Source organism: Paenibacillus rhizoryzae, assembly GCF_059686995.1.
In genome coordinates this window covers 16783-31760 of sequence record NZ_JCAALT010000005.1, presented here as the reverse complement: position 1 = coordinate 31760, position 14978 = coordinate 16783, and the positions used below count along the sequence as shown (strand labels likewise).

The following is a 14978-nucleotide window of genomic DNA, read 5'->3' as shown; positions in this document are numbered from 1 at the left end:
ACTACGCGTCTGATCTTCCGTAATCCAGATTAAGGAATCGGAAATATGTTGCGATCAAGCCGCGTACATTGGAATGAACCTGGATGGAGGAGCATGGTCGATGGGAACTAAATTCGTAAAGCTGCTGGGTATGATCGTGGTCATCGCGGCTTTGAATATTGCGGTATTCTCGCCCGGATTGATGGGAGTTGCGATCGGGGAGCGTCCCTTCGATTCGGCTCTCGGCGTTACTTTGCTTCTGGCGAGCGGTATAGCGCTTCTGTACGGAAGCTTTACGCTCCTGTTTAAACAGCAAGAGAAGCTTCCTCTCAAACAGCTTCAAACGAGAGAAGACTTCCAGGAGGCGCTCACTAGGTATAAACGAGTGAAGGTGCTGCAGGAGGATATGGCTTACGCCTTGGAGCAGATGGAGCGGATGAATAAGAAACAGGACACCTTGCTGAACGTTCTCGGGCAGCGATTCGATCCCAATGAACTTAGTTACAAGAAATTCGCTTCGGTGACGCGAGAGGTGGAGAAGTTATTTTACCTGAACGTGAGAAGTATCTTGAATCGGTTAAATATGTTCGATGAATCGGAGCTTCAGAATGCCGGAGGAGGTCGGAAGCCATCCCGGATATCCCCAGAGCTTCTCCAAGTGAGAGCGGGGATCGTGGGCGAGCAGCTGACATTCGTCAAGCTATCGCTGGAGTCGAACGAAGAGATGTTGATCAAGCTGGATAAGCTGCTGCTTGAAATTTCGCGCTTGGACAGCTTCGAGCCGAGCGAAATCGATCAGATGCCTTGCATGCAGGAGATCGACTCGTTGATCAAGCAGACTAAATATTACAAACAGTGAGAGGTGCGGTTATGTCCAAACAGAGCAAGTTTTTGTTGATATCGATTGTGATCTTGGGTCTCGTATTCGTTCTTGTGTATTATGGCATCAATCTGACCTCGAACTTAGGCAAGTCCAAAGCGGAGGTCACTTCCGAGAACGCGGGCAAGCAACTAAGCAATCTGTACGAAGATATCTCCGTTACGACAGCGGAGCCGGTGAAAGGACAGATCGATCTGGATCCCATCGACGTGGCTGCCTCATTGCCGGACATCTCCAAGTTCCCGATTACGGTGAACAGCACAACCGATCAATTCGTTGAAATCTTCTCCTCCACGGAGAAATCGGGAACCGGCGTTGACGGCTGGTTAACCGAAGTTGCTACGGAATTCAATAAGGCCGGCATCGAGGTGGATGGAAAGCCCGCATCCGTGAAGATAAGAAACATCGCCTCCGGAACGGCGACCGATTATATCAAGACCGGCAAATATGTGCCGGACGCGTTCACCCCTTCCAATGAACTATGGGGCAAAATGGCGGAAGCCAGCGGGGTCAAGACGCAGCTCATTGCGCCGCGCCTCGTCGGCAATGTTCCGGGCATTGTCATTGCCAAGGCTAAGTACGATGCATTAGTCGACAAATATGGATCGGTCAACGTCAAAACCGTTACCGAAGCCATTGCGAACAATGAGTTTTCGATGGGGTATACGGATCCTTTTGCCAGCTCGACCGGACTCAACTTCCTCGTCACGGCACTTCATACCTTCGATAATGCCAATAGCTTGAGCGACAAAGCCGTTCAAGGGTTCGAGAAATTCCAAGCGAACGTGCCGTTTATCGCTTCAACTACCCTTCAGATGCGGGACGCGGCCAAGTCAGGCATGTTGGACGGCTTCGTGCTGGAGTATCAGACGTTCGTTAATGCGCCGGAATTGAAGAGCGGCTATGTATTTACACCGTTTGGTGTTCGACATGACAGTCCGCTATTCGCTCTAGGAGATCTTCCGCAAGAGAAAATCGACATCATTAAGAAATTCGCTGAATTCGTGACCCAAGACAACTATCAACAAATGGCCAAGGACAAAGGGTTTAATCAGCTAGAAGAGTACAAATCCGAACTGGACGTCATGGACGGCGCAACGCTGTCTTCCGCGCAGAAGCTGTGGAAAGAGAAGAAGAACGGAAGCAAACCGATTTCTGCCGTCTTCGTAACCGACATCTCCGGAAGCATGGACGGCGAGCCGCTCGCCCGCCTGAAAGAATCGCTGCTGAAAGGGCAGAAGTATCTCGGCCGGGATAACAGTATCGGACTCGTCTCGTACTCCAGCGATGTATCCATCGATGTGCCGATCGGCAAATACGATGCGATTCAACAATCGTTGTTCGTGGGAGCCGTGAACAATCTGCAATCCGGCGGCGGAACGGCGACTTTCGATGGCATCATCGTTGCGCTCAAGATGCTTGAAGACCAATTGCTTGTTAATCCGAATACGAAACCCGTTATTTTCGTCCTAAGCGATGGGGAAACGAACGAAGGACACTCGCTCAACGATATCAAAGAGCTGGTCGAAATCTACAAAGTTCCGATCTACACCATCGGCTACAATGCCAACATCAAAGCGCTTCAAAGCATATCGAGCATTAACGAGGCGGCAAGCATCAACGCGGATACGGACGATGTCGTTTACAAGATCGGCAACCTGCTCAACGTTCAGATGTAATGCCCAACCCTAAAGGAGGAATTCGATGTCTTTCTCGATGGAAGTCGCAAGCCCGGAGCAAATCAAACAGGTAATCGAAGAAGAGGTCAAACCGGTCCCCGAAGAGATCGCCAAGCTCAAGGAAATCGCAGATAACAATGTCTCCACCATTATGGCTTTAGATACGGAATCGCTCGAGAAACGGAAGGAGATTCTCCAATCGATCGACGCGTTCGGATTGAATACGATGAAATCATCCTCGGATAAGAACTCGCTGCTCCAAGTGTCGGTCGGCAATCTCTCGAAGACGGGCGATGACGGAGGGCAAGTTGCCAAAGGGTTATCCGAGCTTCATACGCAGCTGAAGGATTTGGACCCGAGCGTTGTGGATTTTGCCAAAACCGGTATTCTGGGCAAATTGTTCAATCCGTTACGCGCCTACTTCCTTAAATATCAGAAGGCCGATGCGGTAATCGCCGACATCGTCGTCTCCTTGGATAAGGGGAAAATGACGCTCAAGAACGACAATACGACGCTGGAAATCGAACAGCAGACGCTTCGGGAGTTGACCAAGAAGCTCCAGAAGGAAATCCAGCTCGGCATCATGATGGACGAATCCATCGCAACGCAGATCGCTGCGGCGACAGCTCGCAATGAAGATCCCGATAAGATTCGTTTCATTACGGAAGAAGTCTTGTTCCCGCTGCGCCAGCGTGTTATGGACCTGCAGCAGATGTTAGTCGTTAATCAGCAGGGGATTATGGCCATCGAGGTCGTCATCCGCAACAATAAAGAGCTTATTCGCGGCGTTGACCGCGCGAAGAATGTGACCATATCGGCACTGCGCATTTCCGTTACGGTCGCCAGCGCCCTCTACAACCAGAAGATTGTATTGAAGAAGATTGAGCTGTTGAACCAAACGACAAATGAATTAATCGCCGGTACTTCCCGCATGCTGAAGGAGCAAGGGGCAGAAATCCACAAGCAGGCGCTTAATGCGAGCATTTCGGTTGATACGCTGAAACAAGCGTTTACGGATGTCCTCGCTGCGCTGGATTCCATCAGTACGTATAAGAAAGAAGCGCTCCCCAAGATGCGCGAAACGATCGGACAATTCCGCGAGCTGGCGGAGGAAGGGGAGAAACAGATTCAGCGGATGGAGAAGGGGCAGAAGCTGGGGATTTAGAAACGCAATCATACTATGAGGCTATCCTGAAGGTCGAATGACGACTCTGGGGTAGCCTCTTTTTTATAAGCTACAAAAGCTCCTGTTCCAGATCATCTTCCGCCCCGGTGTATACCGAGATGAGGACAATGCTGATACCCTCGCTGACATTGGTTACCCTATGGGGAGTAGAGGCGTTCCAGCTGAAAGAGTCGCCTGCTTCCAGGAAGGCGGAATCTTCCCCTTGCTCGGCTAGAATTTTTCCTTGGACGACGAGATGAGACTCCTCGCCTTTATGTGCATGGGGGGCGGCTCCTGTCGAGGCGCCGGGTGGAAGTTCAACAAGCATCATCCTCATCCCTCTGGTCGAGCTGAGGTGCTCGACCTTGAGCTTCTCAATGCCGCTGGTTGTCACGTTGCGGTCTTCTTTGCGGACGATCGTCATGCGTTCATCCTTCTTCATGAGCAAATAGGTCAACGGGACGTTCAACGCCGAAGCGATGTTATCCAGTGTGGATATCGAAGGTGATGTTTTATTCGTCTCGACTTGGCTCATGAAGCCTTGCGACAAACCGGTTTCTTCACATATTTGGGCGATCGTGATGTTTTTGCGTTTGCGTATTGCGCGAATGGTGGAACCGATGTCCATCAGGATCACCTGCCTCAAAATATTAGTAATACAAAAGTTAATTACATATTAACAATAAAATCGTTGACATACTAGTGGGGCGGAGTTATATTAGCCATATAAAAAATAATTCTTTATTACTAATATTCAAGCAAGCGTAATGAGGAGGTTGATTATAGTGAGTTTGACTTATGGATATGATATCCATCTACCGTCTCACATGGATCCAAACCAGAAATACCCGGCGATTTTCACCCTTCACGGGAAAGGCTCGAACGAGCAGAACATGCAGGGATTAGTGGCTCCGTTGTCCGGTGATTTTATTATCGTCAACATTCGGGGAGACCTTCGTTTAGGAGCGGGATACCAATATTACGAGCTGAAGGGATTGGGCAATCCAATTCGGGAAAGCTTCGATCGGGCTGTTCATCAGCTGGAGGCATTCATCCACTATGCGACTGAGAAGTATCCGATTGACGCTGCTGGGCGATACTTGCTCGGCTTCAGCCAAGGCGCGATTCTAGCCATGACGCTTGCGCTAACGATGGGCGAGCAAGTGAAAGGAATTGTAGCTTTGAACGGCTATGTACCGGAATTCGTGAAGACGGAATACACGCTGCAGCCTGTAGACCAAGTAGCCGTTTTCATCTCGCATGGTGAGTTCGATTCCGTATTCCCGGTCCGGATAGGTAAAGACAACGCGGAGTATTTTCATAAAATAACGCCGAACTGTACATTCAAGATTTATCCCACCGATCATGGGGTTTCAGAAGAGAATCAAAGGGACTTCGTAAGCTGGCTCCAAGCAAATATACAACGATAAACCAAACGACTGAAGGAGTGAACAACCATTATGATGCCATCTTATTTCATTGCTCACGGAGCACCGTCACTTGTTCTCGAACAGCATGACTATACCGAATTTCTGAAGCAGTTCGCCGATACACTGCCATCCAGACCAAAAGCGATCGTCATTTTCTCCGCACACTGGGAAAGCAGAACGCAAGCCGTCAGCACCGTGGATACGTACTCCACTATTTATGATTTTTCCGGTTTTCAAGATGAACTATACAAGATAACTTACCCGGCTCAAGGTGACCTTGCGATCAGCAAGGAGATTGGCCAGTTATTCGCGAAGAACGGTATCCCAAGTGTCATGGATTCGGAGAGAGGGCTGGATCACGGGGCATGGGCGGTGCTGAAATTAATGTATCCCGTTGCTGATATTCCGGTCATTGCCTTGTCCGTCAACCGATTCCTGACGAATGAGCAGCAGTATCAGATTGGTAAGGCGTTGTCTGCGCTCAAGGAGCAAGATATTCTGATCCTTGGCAGCGGCGGGATCGTTCATAATCTGCGCATGCTGAATTGGCGCGGAGGAAATACACCTGAAGAATGGGCCCTCACCTTCGACAAGTGGATCCAAGATAAGCTGGAAAAGTGGGACCTGGAAGCATTGTTCAACTATGAAGAGCTGGCACCGTATGCCAAAGAAGCGGTTCCGACGAGTGAGCATTTCATTCCGCTGCTACTTGCGATGGGAACCGGTGACAGCAACAGGCAAGCGAAGCTGCTGCATCGCAGCTATCAGCTTGGCACATTGAGCTTGAACTGCTGGGAATTCAAGTAAGTACAAAAAGACCTCTGCATTTGGTGTGGGCAGAGGTCTTTTATCTATGTTGAATGAGTTTCTGAAGGAACAATATCGTAGCGATTCAGTGCTCTGGAGGCTTTAGAGAATGGTTTTTTTATATTCGTCGTATTAAACGGTACGCACACTTAATTATTTGTAAAACCTAAAGGAATAATGTGGATTATTGTCGAAAGCATAGTGCTATAGTCGCTATCCTAAAATTTTCTATTACATGGAGGAACTAACATGCTAACAATCATTGAATGCTCGAGTTGTGGTCAGAAAAACCAAGTGGATGCACAAAAAGTAAAATCTGCTCTTTGCGGCGCATGTAAGGAGAAGCTGGTAGACGATGATGTGATCCCGGCTGCATTCTCCGACGAAGAGATTGCGGTGGCGGTAGAGACAGCTCCATCCGGTGTTGCAAACGAGGAGGTAGAAACAGACAAGTATACCTCCAAAATAGGTGATCATGAAGAGCAAGTGAAATATGTAAACAAAGGCTTCTGGTCCAAAGTGAAGAAATATGCGTCAAAAGTGCCATTCTCCCACGAAGCCGTATCCATGTACTATTGTGCAATGGATCCGGCTACTCCGACTGCTGCGAAAATTACAGCAATCAGTGCACTGGCCTACTTCATACTTCCGGTTGACGTGATCCCTGACTTTATTCCAGTCGCGGGTTTTGCAGATGATGGAGCTGCGGTATTTGTTGCCTATAAAACGATTAACATCTATATCACGGAAGAGCATCGTGCGAAGGCTGCGCAGTTTTTCGCGGAATAAACAAGAAAGCCCTCTCTACAGAGAGGGCTTTGCTAATTTAACTGAGCCACAGCCTACAACCTCTTCGGCACCATCAAACTAATCGTAGTCCCTTCCCCGACAACTGAAACCACCTCAAGCTGACCGCCAATACCGCGAGCGCGCTCTTCCATGCTGAAGAGTCCAACGCCCTGCCGGTTCAAATTCGGAATGAAACCTCGCCCATGATCCAGGATTCGAATGAAAACTTGCTCCTCTGACTCTGACACATCCACCACAGCATTGGACACCGCGGCGTATTTGGCCACGTTAGTCAGCGCCTCCTGAACAATGCGATACAGAGCAGTCTCGATTCGCGGGTCCAGACGAGCGCGCAACGTGCATGTGAATTGGACTTGGATATCGTAATGCTGCTTGTAATTATCGATATACGTTCGCAGCGCGGGGATGACGCCTAAGTCATCGAGCACGGAGGGGCGCAAATCCCACGCCAGGCTTCGCACTTCCTCAATAATCGCCGATACGGACTGCCGGATTGTCGATAGCTCAGACTGATCGATTTGTTGTTCCCCAATCAGCTGGTCCAATTGAATGAAAAGCCCGAACAAGCTCTGCCCAATCCCGTCATGCAGCTCCCGCGAGAAACGCTGCCGCTCCGTTTCCTGAATGTGCATAACGCGCTTCATCATTTCCTGAAGCTCCTCTTCCACTTTCTTTAGCTGCGTAACCTCGTTGCGAATGGCCAAATATTGATAGGGAAGCCCATCGTTATCGACAAAAGGCATGATGGTCGTGTTCACCCAATAAATACTGCCGTCCTTCGCCCGATTTCGAATCTCTCCGCGCCACACCTGACCGGATTGAATGGTCCGCCATAGATCCTCGAAGAAGGCTTTGCCGTGGAACCCCGAGTTAATAATCCGGTGATCCTTGCCGATCAATTCGTCGCGCGTATAGTGGGAAATCTCGCAAAACTTATCGTTTACATATTGAATAATCCCGTGGTGATCGGTAACGACCACAATCGACGATTCATCCAGTGCCAGCTTCACGTCAGTCAGCTGCTTCAGCATTTGGTGCAAATCTTCACGGAACGCAGGCTCGGTAATGTGATCGTCGAGGCGTGCCAGTAGAGAGTTCACCTTTTGGCCGATGACCTCCGGGTAGGAGCGACTATTCATAACTTAACAGTCCTCTCTCCACGGCGTAGCGCACCAAGTCCGGTCGCGTGCGCATCCCGAGCTTGTCCATCAGGTTGCTCTTGTGCGTTTCAATGGTTTTGACACTGATCACAAGCTGCTCGGCGAGCTCTTTATTGGAATATCCCTTTGCGATCCCGACTAACACTTCCTGCTCGCGGTCAGACAATGAGGCATAGCTCCCCGTATTCTCACCCTGCCGCAGCTTCTCCAAATACTCATTCATCAGTCGTTTCGTAGCGGTCGGATATAGGTAGGCGTTCCCATCGGCAATGGACTGGATCGCGGTAATTAACTCTTCGTACGGAGCGCTTTTCAAAATATAACCGGAGGCGCCGGCATGAATCGCTCGGAATAAATATTCGCCGTCGTCATGCATCGTAAGAATAAGGACATAGGTTTCCGGCAGAAGCGCCTTCAACTCTCGCGTTGCAGTCATGCCATCTTTGCCGTGAGGCATGCTTAGATCCATTAACACCACATCGGGCTTCAGTTCCTGTGCGAGATGAATGGCTTCATCCCCGTCAGCTGCATCACCGACGATACACATGTCATGCTTGCTATCCAGCAGCGATCGCAACCCCGACCGAACTACGACATGATCGTCTACGATGACTATACGAATTATAAGAGGTTCCTCCCTCTGGCTTCACTCTATTAACTAGACTAGTTCTCAATCCTCTCATCTTACCAAGTTGCCGTCCAAAAATGAACCTTATCGCCATGCCAGGATTTTCATTAGTAATGGATCAGGGTTTTTAACCCGATAGATCAGGGAAGTTCCTGATATACGGTAGTGGCGCGAATCGTTACAATTAATGGAATTGAAGAGGAGTGATCACGATGATCCAAGTCAGCGCTGAACGAAGAAAACAGATCGATTACATAGGCATTACGGAAGCAGATCTTCAATTGCTGCAATCGCAAGCCGGCATATTCAAGCAAATTACGAATTCCGTCGTGGACGAATTGTATGACCGCGTACTCAAACAGCCAGAGTTGGTTGAGATTATTAATAAACACAGCACAGTCGACCGACTGAAGGGGACGCAAATCTGGTATTTCCAATCCATGACGGAAGGCAGAATCGATGAAGAATTCATCAAACGGCGGCTGTTTATCGGCAATGTGCATTCCCGGATTGGTTTAACTACGACCTGGTACCTCGGCACCTATATGCTGTATCTCGATATTGCAACGAAACTCATGCAAGCTGCTGCCCCGGAACAGTGGACGGCGATTATTTTCGCGCTTAGCAAAATGTTTAATTTCGACTCGCAGCTCGTCTTGGAAGCCTATGAAACGGACGAAAAGGCGATCATCCAGCGGATGGCCGATGAAAGGCAGCAGATGCTTCAGAAAATCAGCTCGGCTGTACAGGAGTTAGCTTCGATGATGGTTGAGCTGGGTAGCAGCACGCAATCGGTTGCGGCATCCGCTTCGTTTACCGCAGCGCTTCAAGAGAAGGCGCACCGAAACGTGGAAGTGCTGCAAGCTGAAGTGAAGGAGATCCACCTCATGGGGGCCATGATTCGGGAAATCTCCGATCAGACCCACCTGCTCGGCTTGAATGCAGCAATTGAAGCAGCACGTGCGGGCGACAGCGGGCGGGGGTTCGAGGTTGTAGCGAACGAGATCCGTAAGCTGGCCAGCCACTCGAAGGAATCGTTGAAAACCATTCAAGAGAAGCTATCCATTATCGGTAAACTATTGGGTGAAGTACAAAGCGGCAGTGAAGAAACGGTCAAAATCGCACGCGACCAAGCCGCCAGCTCGCAGGAGCTGGCAGCTTTCGTCACGATGATCGAATCCGTAACGGCCGAGCTAGACGCTTTGAACCACGCCTAGTGTAGGAGTGAACGCTTACGCTAGCCACTTGCGGTGTGCGAGCTGACCGAATGCGCTAACGAACCGTACGGGTCTTATTTACCCCAAAATAGCCTCAAAAAAATTCTAACGCATCGTAGGGACGCTATTTGAAGGTTTAGAGGTGTTTTGGAGCCGGTTTTCCCGAAATAAGACCTCCATAGTTCGTTAGAATTTCGGAGACCGGATATTCGGCCAAATAAGACCTCTACGGTTCGTTAGAATCTCGAAGACCGGAAAATCGGCTAATTGACGCCGCTCCGGTTCGTTAGGGTCTCGCCGCATGAGGAATGCGAAGGTTCAGCACCGAAATAGTCCCATATTTCAAACTCATACCGGAGGCATAGGGAGAAACCCTGTGCCACCTTTTTTTATTGCACGCATGATCTATTAAACCGGAATAAGGTTCCTTATAATAACCGTATAGATAGATAGATTGTATGCGCATCGGAGAGAATCACATGAGAACCGTTAACCCCAAGATCCTGCTAGTCCACAGAGTGATGAACGAGCTGGCCGACAGCTTGCTCAAAGTATTTATTCCTATCTTGATTTACAAAGAGCTGGGCTCGATCGGTTATGCGGCTGCCTATTTGGGCGGCTATTATATCGTTCAATCCCTGCTCAATATGATGATAGGCCGTTACATGACGACGAAGCCGGTTGTCTTCATTTTGCTTCGACTTATTCCTGTCCTGGCCACTCAGTATTTATTAGTTGCTGGAGATGGCAGCGTGCTCTTGTATGGGTTGATCGCAGCTACGGCCTGTGCCAATGCGTTCTACTGGGTCCCATTGAACTACCTGTTCGCGGCATCGGCCGGCAAGGCAGTCGGGAAAGCTACGGGTCGCTTCCGCGCCGCATCTGTTGCGGGCAAAATCATCGGACCCGGCATTAGCGGCATCGTGCTGACTTATTTCGGGATTGAAGCCGTATCGACGATCGCGATTACCTTCTTCGTGGTATCCATTGTCGTGCTGCTAGTTTCTTATCTCAGCAATAAGGAAGAAGCTCCATTAATGCCCTTTCCTATTGCCGAGGCAACGACGGACGAGCCTCCTCAGTCTACTTTAGCCGCCATTCGGATTTATGTGGTTTCATCTGTACTGTCAGGCTTCAGCGATACAGCTGACATCTTCTGGTCGCTGTATGTGTACACCGTCTCCGCAGCTTTTATCGATGTCGGTTTTGTTGCCGTATTTATTCAATTTGGCGTATTAGGTGCTAACTTAGTGATTGGCAAATTGACGGATGTTCGCAAATGGCTGCTGCCGGCACTTCTGCCATTGCTTGCTTATGCAATCATCTGGATGATAAGGCCATATGCAATGGCGCCGATTAGTGTGTTTACCTTGTCCGCGGCAGGCGGGTTTCTAGTGCCGTTCTTCACCATTCCGATTTTCGCTAACTTTGTTCAAGAAAGCAAAAGAACGCATAACCTGCCCGGATGCTTAGTTTCCAGAGAGGTTGCGCTCAAAGGCGGAGGAGCAATCTCCATAGCAGGATACTTGGCTACGGGTATGATTTCGATGCCCTTCATCTTAGCGGGAGCTGCCTCGCTATTGTTATCCGTGCCGCTGCTGAGGATCTTTAATAGAATCAAGGCTGCCTAAATTTGAAAGGAGAATTCGACATGAAAAGTCTAATGGGCAATTATTTACCACTAGCTATGAATGCGATGGAGAAATGTTCGTTTCCGCTTTCTTTTCTAGCCTATGAGGGGTCTGACATCGACAGCTGGCGAACGACCGCAAAGACGAAGGTGATGGAGCTGTTGTCCTATCAAGCTGATCCGTGTCCCTTGCAAGCATCGGTGGACCGCTCGTATGTGAAGGATGGTCTTGTCGTGGAGCATGTTAGTTACGATCAGCCGTTTGGTCCAAGAACGGAAGGCATTCTGCTGTATCCGTCTGAACGGACAGGGAAGCTTCCGGCCGTCGTGGCACTTCATGACCATGGAGGGTTTAAGTACTTTGGCAAAGAGAAACTGGTGGAGCTCGATGATGAGCCTGAAATCATGAAGGAATTCAAGCAGGCAGCCTATGAGGGCAGCTCATGGGCGACGAAGCTGGCTAAACGGGGCTATGTTGTGTTTGTGCCGGATGTTTTCCTATGGGGGTCAAGGAAGCTGGACGCAGATAGCGTGCCGGAAGAATATGTGCAGCCTCTAAGAAATGCAGAGCCGGGCTCTAGAGCTTATATTGAAGCCTACAATCAATTTGCGGGCGAATATGAATCGATGGTAGCCAAATCGTTATTTCTGGCAGGTACCACGTGGACGGGAATCATGGCCTATGAGGATCGGCGGGCTGTCGATTATTTATTAACGCGACCTGAGGTGGACGGCGATCGAATTGGCTGCGGCGGATTGTCCGGAGGCGGCCTAAGAACGATTTACCTTGCAGGATTAGATGACCGAATCAAATGCGCGGTATGCGTAGGGTTCATGTCTACCAACCGTGAAGTCGTGGCCCATCGCATTCAGCGGCATACCTGGATGATGCATGTCCCACATTTATCCTCCTATCTGGATATGCCGGACATTCTTTCATTAAGCGGACCGGGTGCCGTAATGGTGCAATACGATAGTGACGATCCTTTATGGACCATTGAAGGACAAGAAGAGAGCGACCGGAAGCTGACGGCGATTTATGAGAAAATGGGAACCGCAGATCATTATCGCGGCATGTTCTATCCCGGTCTTCATAAGTTCGATAGTCAGATGCAAGAGGACGCGTTCCGGTGGTTGGATCAATGGCTCATGCGTGAAGATATGGCATTCTAAGCCTCTCTTGCGAGCTGGGACTTTATCCCTCTTCGAAAACCGGGTAAAAGGAGGATGAGCTTGGTCCTCAAGAACCCACCAAGGCCGTGCTTTTTCTTCGGTCTCCTACGATTGGATTATTTTTCAAAAATCGACATGAAATAAAAAGGATTCCTGACGAACGATGACGAATCATCTGAGCCGCAAATTATTCCGGCAGAAGGTGTGATCATCGTTGAGCAGGCAATCGAAGTGGGTCTTAAGTATAGTGTTGTTGGTGGTCTTATGTACAAGCTATCCCGTTATGACGAACGCGCAGGGATACACAGAGAAAGCAGCCTTTAGCAGCGTTTCGTACAACATAAAGCCTGGCGATACGTTATACAGCATCGCGAAGAAGTTTTATCTAACCGGCGATTATGTGCAGGTTGCGAGAACGAATGGATTGGATCCGAAGGTGAGCTTGAAAGCAGGCACGGCGGTCACGCTGTCGAACCCGCTGGTTTTGGATCAATATACGGTCAAGCAGGGCGATACCTTGTATGCGATTACGAATCAGTATTTCAACCGCGGCTACTATATGAACGCGTTGATGGCGTACAATCACATTTCGGAAGCGGATACGGACTTGAAAGCCGCTATGGCGCTGCACGTGCCACTGCCTTCAGGCGAACTGAAATATACGGTTCAGAAGGGCGATACGTTGTTTAGCTTATCGGCCAAATATTTTAGAGCGCAGGACTATCAGCAAATGATCGCCAAGGTGAATGGGATCGACGGATCGTCCGGTTCAATCAAAGCGGGTCAAGTTGTACAAATTCCGAATCCGTTTTACTCGATTGAGGACTGCGCCGGTGTCGCGGCCCCGGAAGAGACTACCGTGGTAACTCCCCCGGCCTCTACTGCCACTTCCACTTCCGGCAAGTTAGTCTCCATTGAAATCGACATTACACGAAATAAGTTATATGTCATCGCGGGTGGAGCCGTGGACAAGAGCTTTGATATCGCGAGCGGAAGGAAGAAGGGTTCGACGCCGACCGGCAGCTTCGAGATTATTACGAAGATCAAGAATCCATGGTACATGGCCAAAGAAATCCCGGGCGGTGACCCGAAGAACCCGCTGGGCAGCCGCTGGCTTGGGCTGAGCGTGCCGAATACGCAAGGAACGAAATACGGTATTCATGGTACGAATGCCCCTTCTTCGATCGGAACAAATGCCAGCGCAGGCTGCATCCGGATGCTGAATAAGGATGTAGAATGGTTGTTCAGCACCGTCCCGACAGGCACGAAAGTGAAGATTCACGCGTAGTTAGGCGCGGCGTTGAGGAAGAAGGAATGTTCTGGTAGAATGTGCTTGTTAGCAGTTACTATACGAGTAGAGGCGGTCTTGGAAATGGGAACAGGTTCTGAAAAAGTAACCGTGCAAACAGTTGTACACTTACCCGTTGAGAAAGTTTGGAAATACTGGACCGAGCCGGCGCATATTACGCAATGGAATGCCGCCTCTGATGACTGGCATACGCCATTCTCCGAGAACGATTTGCGAGTTGGCGGATCATTCTCTTCCAAGATGGCCGCGAAGGATGGCAGCTTTGAATTTGAATTTGGCGGCGTCTATGATGAAGTCGTGATCAACGAGACGATTGCTTATACATTAGGCGATGGCAGGGAAGTATCGATTTCGTTCATCAGCCAAGGCAACGAGACGAAAGTCATCGAAACGTTCGAGACGGAAACGATGAATTCGGCCGAGATGCAGCAAGCAGGCTGGCAGGCGATCATGGATAACTTTAAGAAATACGCAGAATCCGTTAACGAAGATTAGAAATTATCGACTTGCCAAATAGCTTAGAATGGGTACTCTTAGACAGGACACTTTTAAAAAAGGTGTTCAAACTGGGGGTACCTTTTGTATACTGGGTAGAGTAGCAGTGTGCCGTGTCTGACTTTCACATATACTGAGCTTGAATAAACAGGAAGAAATCAGTACCGTCATGGTTATACTATTGATAAAAATATTTTAGGGGTGAGCGTCTGAGAAAGCATAAGCCAATGCCATTTGATGAGTTGCTAAAGGAATTGCAAGGACAGAAGAACATTCAGGAAGATCCGGAGCATTTGTCGTTTGATCGTTTGTTCAACGATTCCTTCATGGGGAAATACTCCGGTATGAAGAGCTTTTCGGAGTTTCTGGAGAAGGGCAATTTCCAAGTGGAAACCCACGAGGACATTCGTAATATTCCCGATGAGCTGTTTGATCGCCATGTAGCCAGAGAAACCCAATTCGCGAATTGGAACGATATGCTGGATAAGGCGACTAAGGAATCAAGTAAATAGTCGCACGTTTTTTCCAATTGAATAAACGTATGAAAGTCAATAACCACGCGGAATTCAGGCATGCTCCTGAGTTGGCGGGGTTATTTTTTTTACCTGTCATTTAC

Annotated in this window: 15 protein-coding genes; 12 read left to right on the top strand and 3 right to left on the bottom strand. The window is 49.2% G+C overall.

All coding sequences use genetic code 11. The features are described 5' to 3' along the window. Positions 1-100 precede the first annotated feature (100 nt). The 3 genes from AC6ESO_RS15755 to AC6ESO_RS15745 are packed head-to-tail and all read left to right on the top strand — an operon-like array spanning position 101 to position 3703. Entirely contained in the window at positions 101-838 is a 738-nt protein-coding gene (locus tag AC6ESO_RS15755) for a hypothetical protein (protein WP_497092182.1), read from the top strand. A gap of 11 nt (positions 839-849) precedes the next feature. Beyond that, complete coding sequence (locus AC6ESO_RS15750) at positions 850-2538, top strand: VWA domain-containing protein (protein ID WP_497092181.1); 1689 nt, start codon at positions 850-852, stop codon at positions 2536-2538. Between the two features lie 25 nt (positions 2539-2563). Further along, the gene (locus AC6ESO_RS15745; RefSeq protein ID WP_497092180.1) at positions 2564-3703 is read left to right on the top strand and encodes a toxic anion resistance protein; all 1140 of its coding nucleotides are present in this window, start codon (positions 2564-2566) and stop codon (positions 3701-3703) included. 70 nt (positions 3704-3773) lie between these two features. Here the strand turns inward: AC6ESO_RS15745 and AC6ESO_RS15740 are convergent, their stop codons facing one another. Next, a complete protein-coding gene (locus AC6ESO_RS15740; RefSeq protein WP_497092179.1) occupies positions 3774-4331 on the bottom strand; it encodes a helix-turn-helix domain-containing protein in 558 nt (185 codons plus the stop codon). A 157-nt stretch (positions 4332-4488) separates the two neighbouring features. On the opposite strand from AC6ESO_RS15740, the gene AC6ESO_RS15735 reads away from it, so the two are divergent. From AC6ESO_RS15735 to AC6ESO_RS15725, 3 genes are all read left to right on the top strand, one after another. Continuing rightward, entirely contained in the window at positions 4489-5133 is a 645-nt protein-coding gene (locus AC6ESO_RS15735) for an alpha/beta hydrolase (protein ID WP_497092178.1), read from the top strand. A 30-nt stretch (positions 5134-5163) separates the two neighbouring features. Further along, positions 5164-5940 carry a DODA-type extradiol aromatic ring-opening family dioxygenase gene (locus AC6ESO_RS15730; RefSeq protein WP_497092177.1) on the top strand — a complete coding sequence of 259 codons (777 nt, stop codon included), beginning with the start codon at positions 5164-5166 and terminating at the stop codon, positions 5938-5940. A gap of 249 nt (positions 5941-6189) precedes the next feature. Next, positions 6190-6729: a YkvA family protein gene (locus AC6ESO_RS15725; RefSeq protein ID WP_497092176.1), complete on the top strand. Its 540-nt coding sequence runs from the start codon at positions 6190-6192 to the stop codon at positions 6727-6729. A gap of 53 nt (positions 6730-6782) precedes the next feature. Here AC6ESO_RS15725 and AC6ESO_RS15720 read toward each other — a convergent pair whose 3' ends face one another. Both AC6ESO_RS15720 and AC6ESO_RS15715 read right to left on the bottom strand, forming a co-directional pair. Next, positions 6783-7889 carry a PAS domain-containing sensor histidine kinase gene (locus AC6ESO_RS15720; protein ID WP_497092175.1) on the bottom strand — a complete coding sequence of 369 codons (1107 nt, stop codon included), beginning with the start codon at positions 7887-7889 and terminating at the stop codon, positions 6783-6785. Beyond that, on the bottom strand, positions 7882-8535 hold the full coding sequence (locus AC6ESO_RS15715; RefSeq protein ID WP_497092571.1) for a response regulator: 654 nt from the start codon (positions 8533-8535) through the stop codon (positions 7882-7884). Before AC6ESO_RS15715 ends, AC6ESO_RS15720 begins: the two co-directional genes overlap by 8 nt. 215 nt (positions 8536-8750) lie before the next feature. Here AC6ESO_RS15715 and AC6ESO_RS15710 point away from each other — a divergent pair, with 215 nt between their 5' ends. From AC6ESO_RS15710 to AC6ESO_RS15685, 6 genes are all read left to right on the top strand, one after another. Beyond that, positions 8751-9755: a protoglobin domain-containing protein gene (locus AC6ESO_RS15710; RefSeq protein WP_497092174.1), complete on the top strand. Its 1005-nt coding sequence runs from the start codon at positions 8751-8753 to the stop codon at positions 9753-9755. Positions 9756-10234: 479 nt separating this feature from the next. Beyond that, positions 10235-11386, top strand: coding sequence for an MFS transporter (locus tag AC6ESO_RS15705; protein WP_497092173.1), 1152 nt, complete (start codon positions 10235-10237; stop codon positions 11384-11386). Between the two features lie 20 nt (positions 11387-11406). Continuing rightward, positions 11407-12558, top strand: coding sequence for a dienelactone hydrolase family protein (locus tag AC6ESO_RS15700; RefSeq protein ID WP_497092172.1), 1152 nt, complete (start codon positions 11407-11409; stop codon positions 12556-12558). A gap of 214 nt (positions 12559-12772) precedes the next feature. Continuing rightward, positions 12773-13846, top strand: coding sequence for a LysM peptidoglycan-binding domain-containing protein (locus AC6ESO_RS15695; protein ID WP_497092171.1), 1074 nt, complete (start codon positions 12773-12775; stop codon positions 13844-13846). Between the two features lie 84 nt (positions 13847-13930). Continuing rightward, a complete protein-coding gene (locus tag AC6ESO_RS15690) occupies positions 13931-14362 on the top strand; it encodes an SRPBCC family protein (protein ID WP_497092170.1) in 432 nt (143 codons plus the stop codon). A 227-nt stretch (positions 14363-14589) separates the two neighbouring features. After that, positions 14590-14874 carry a hypothetical protein gene (locus AC6ESO_RS15685; RefSeq protein WP_494820998.1) on the top strand — a complete coding sequence of 95 codons (285 nt, stop codon included), beginning with the start codon at positions 14590-14592 and terminating at the stop codon, positions 14872-14874. Positions 14875-14978 lie beyond the last annotated feature (104 nt).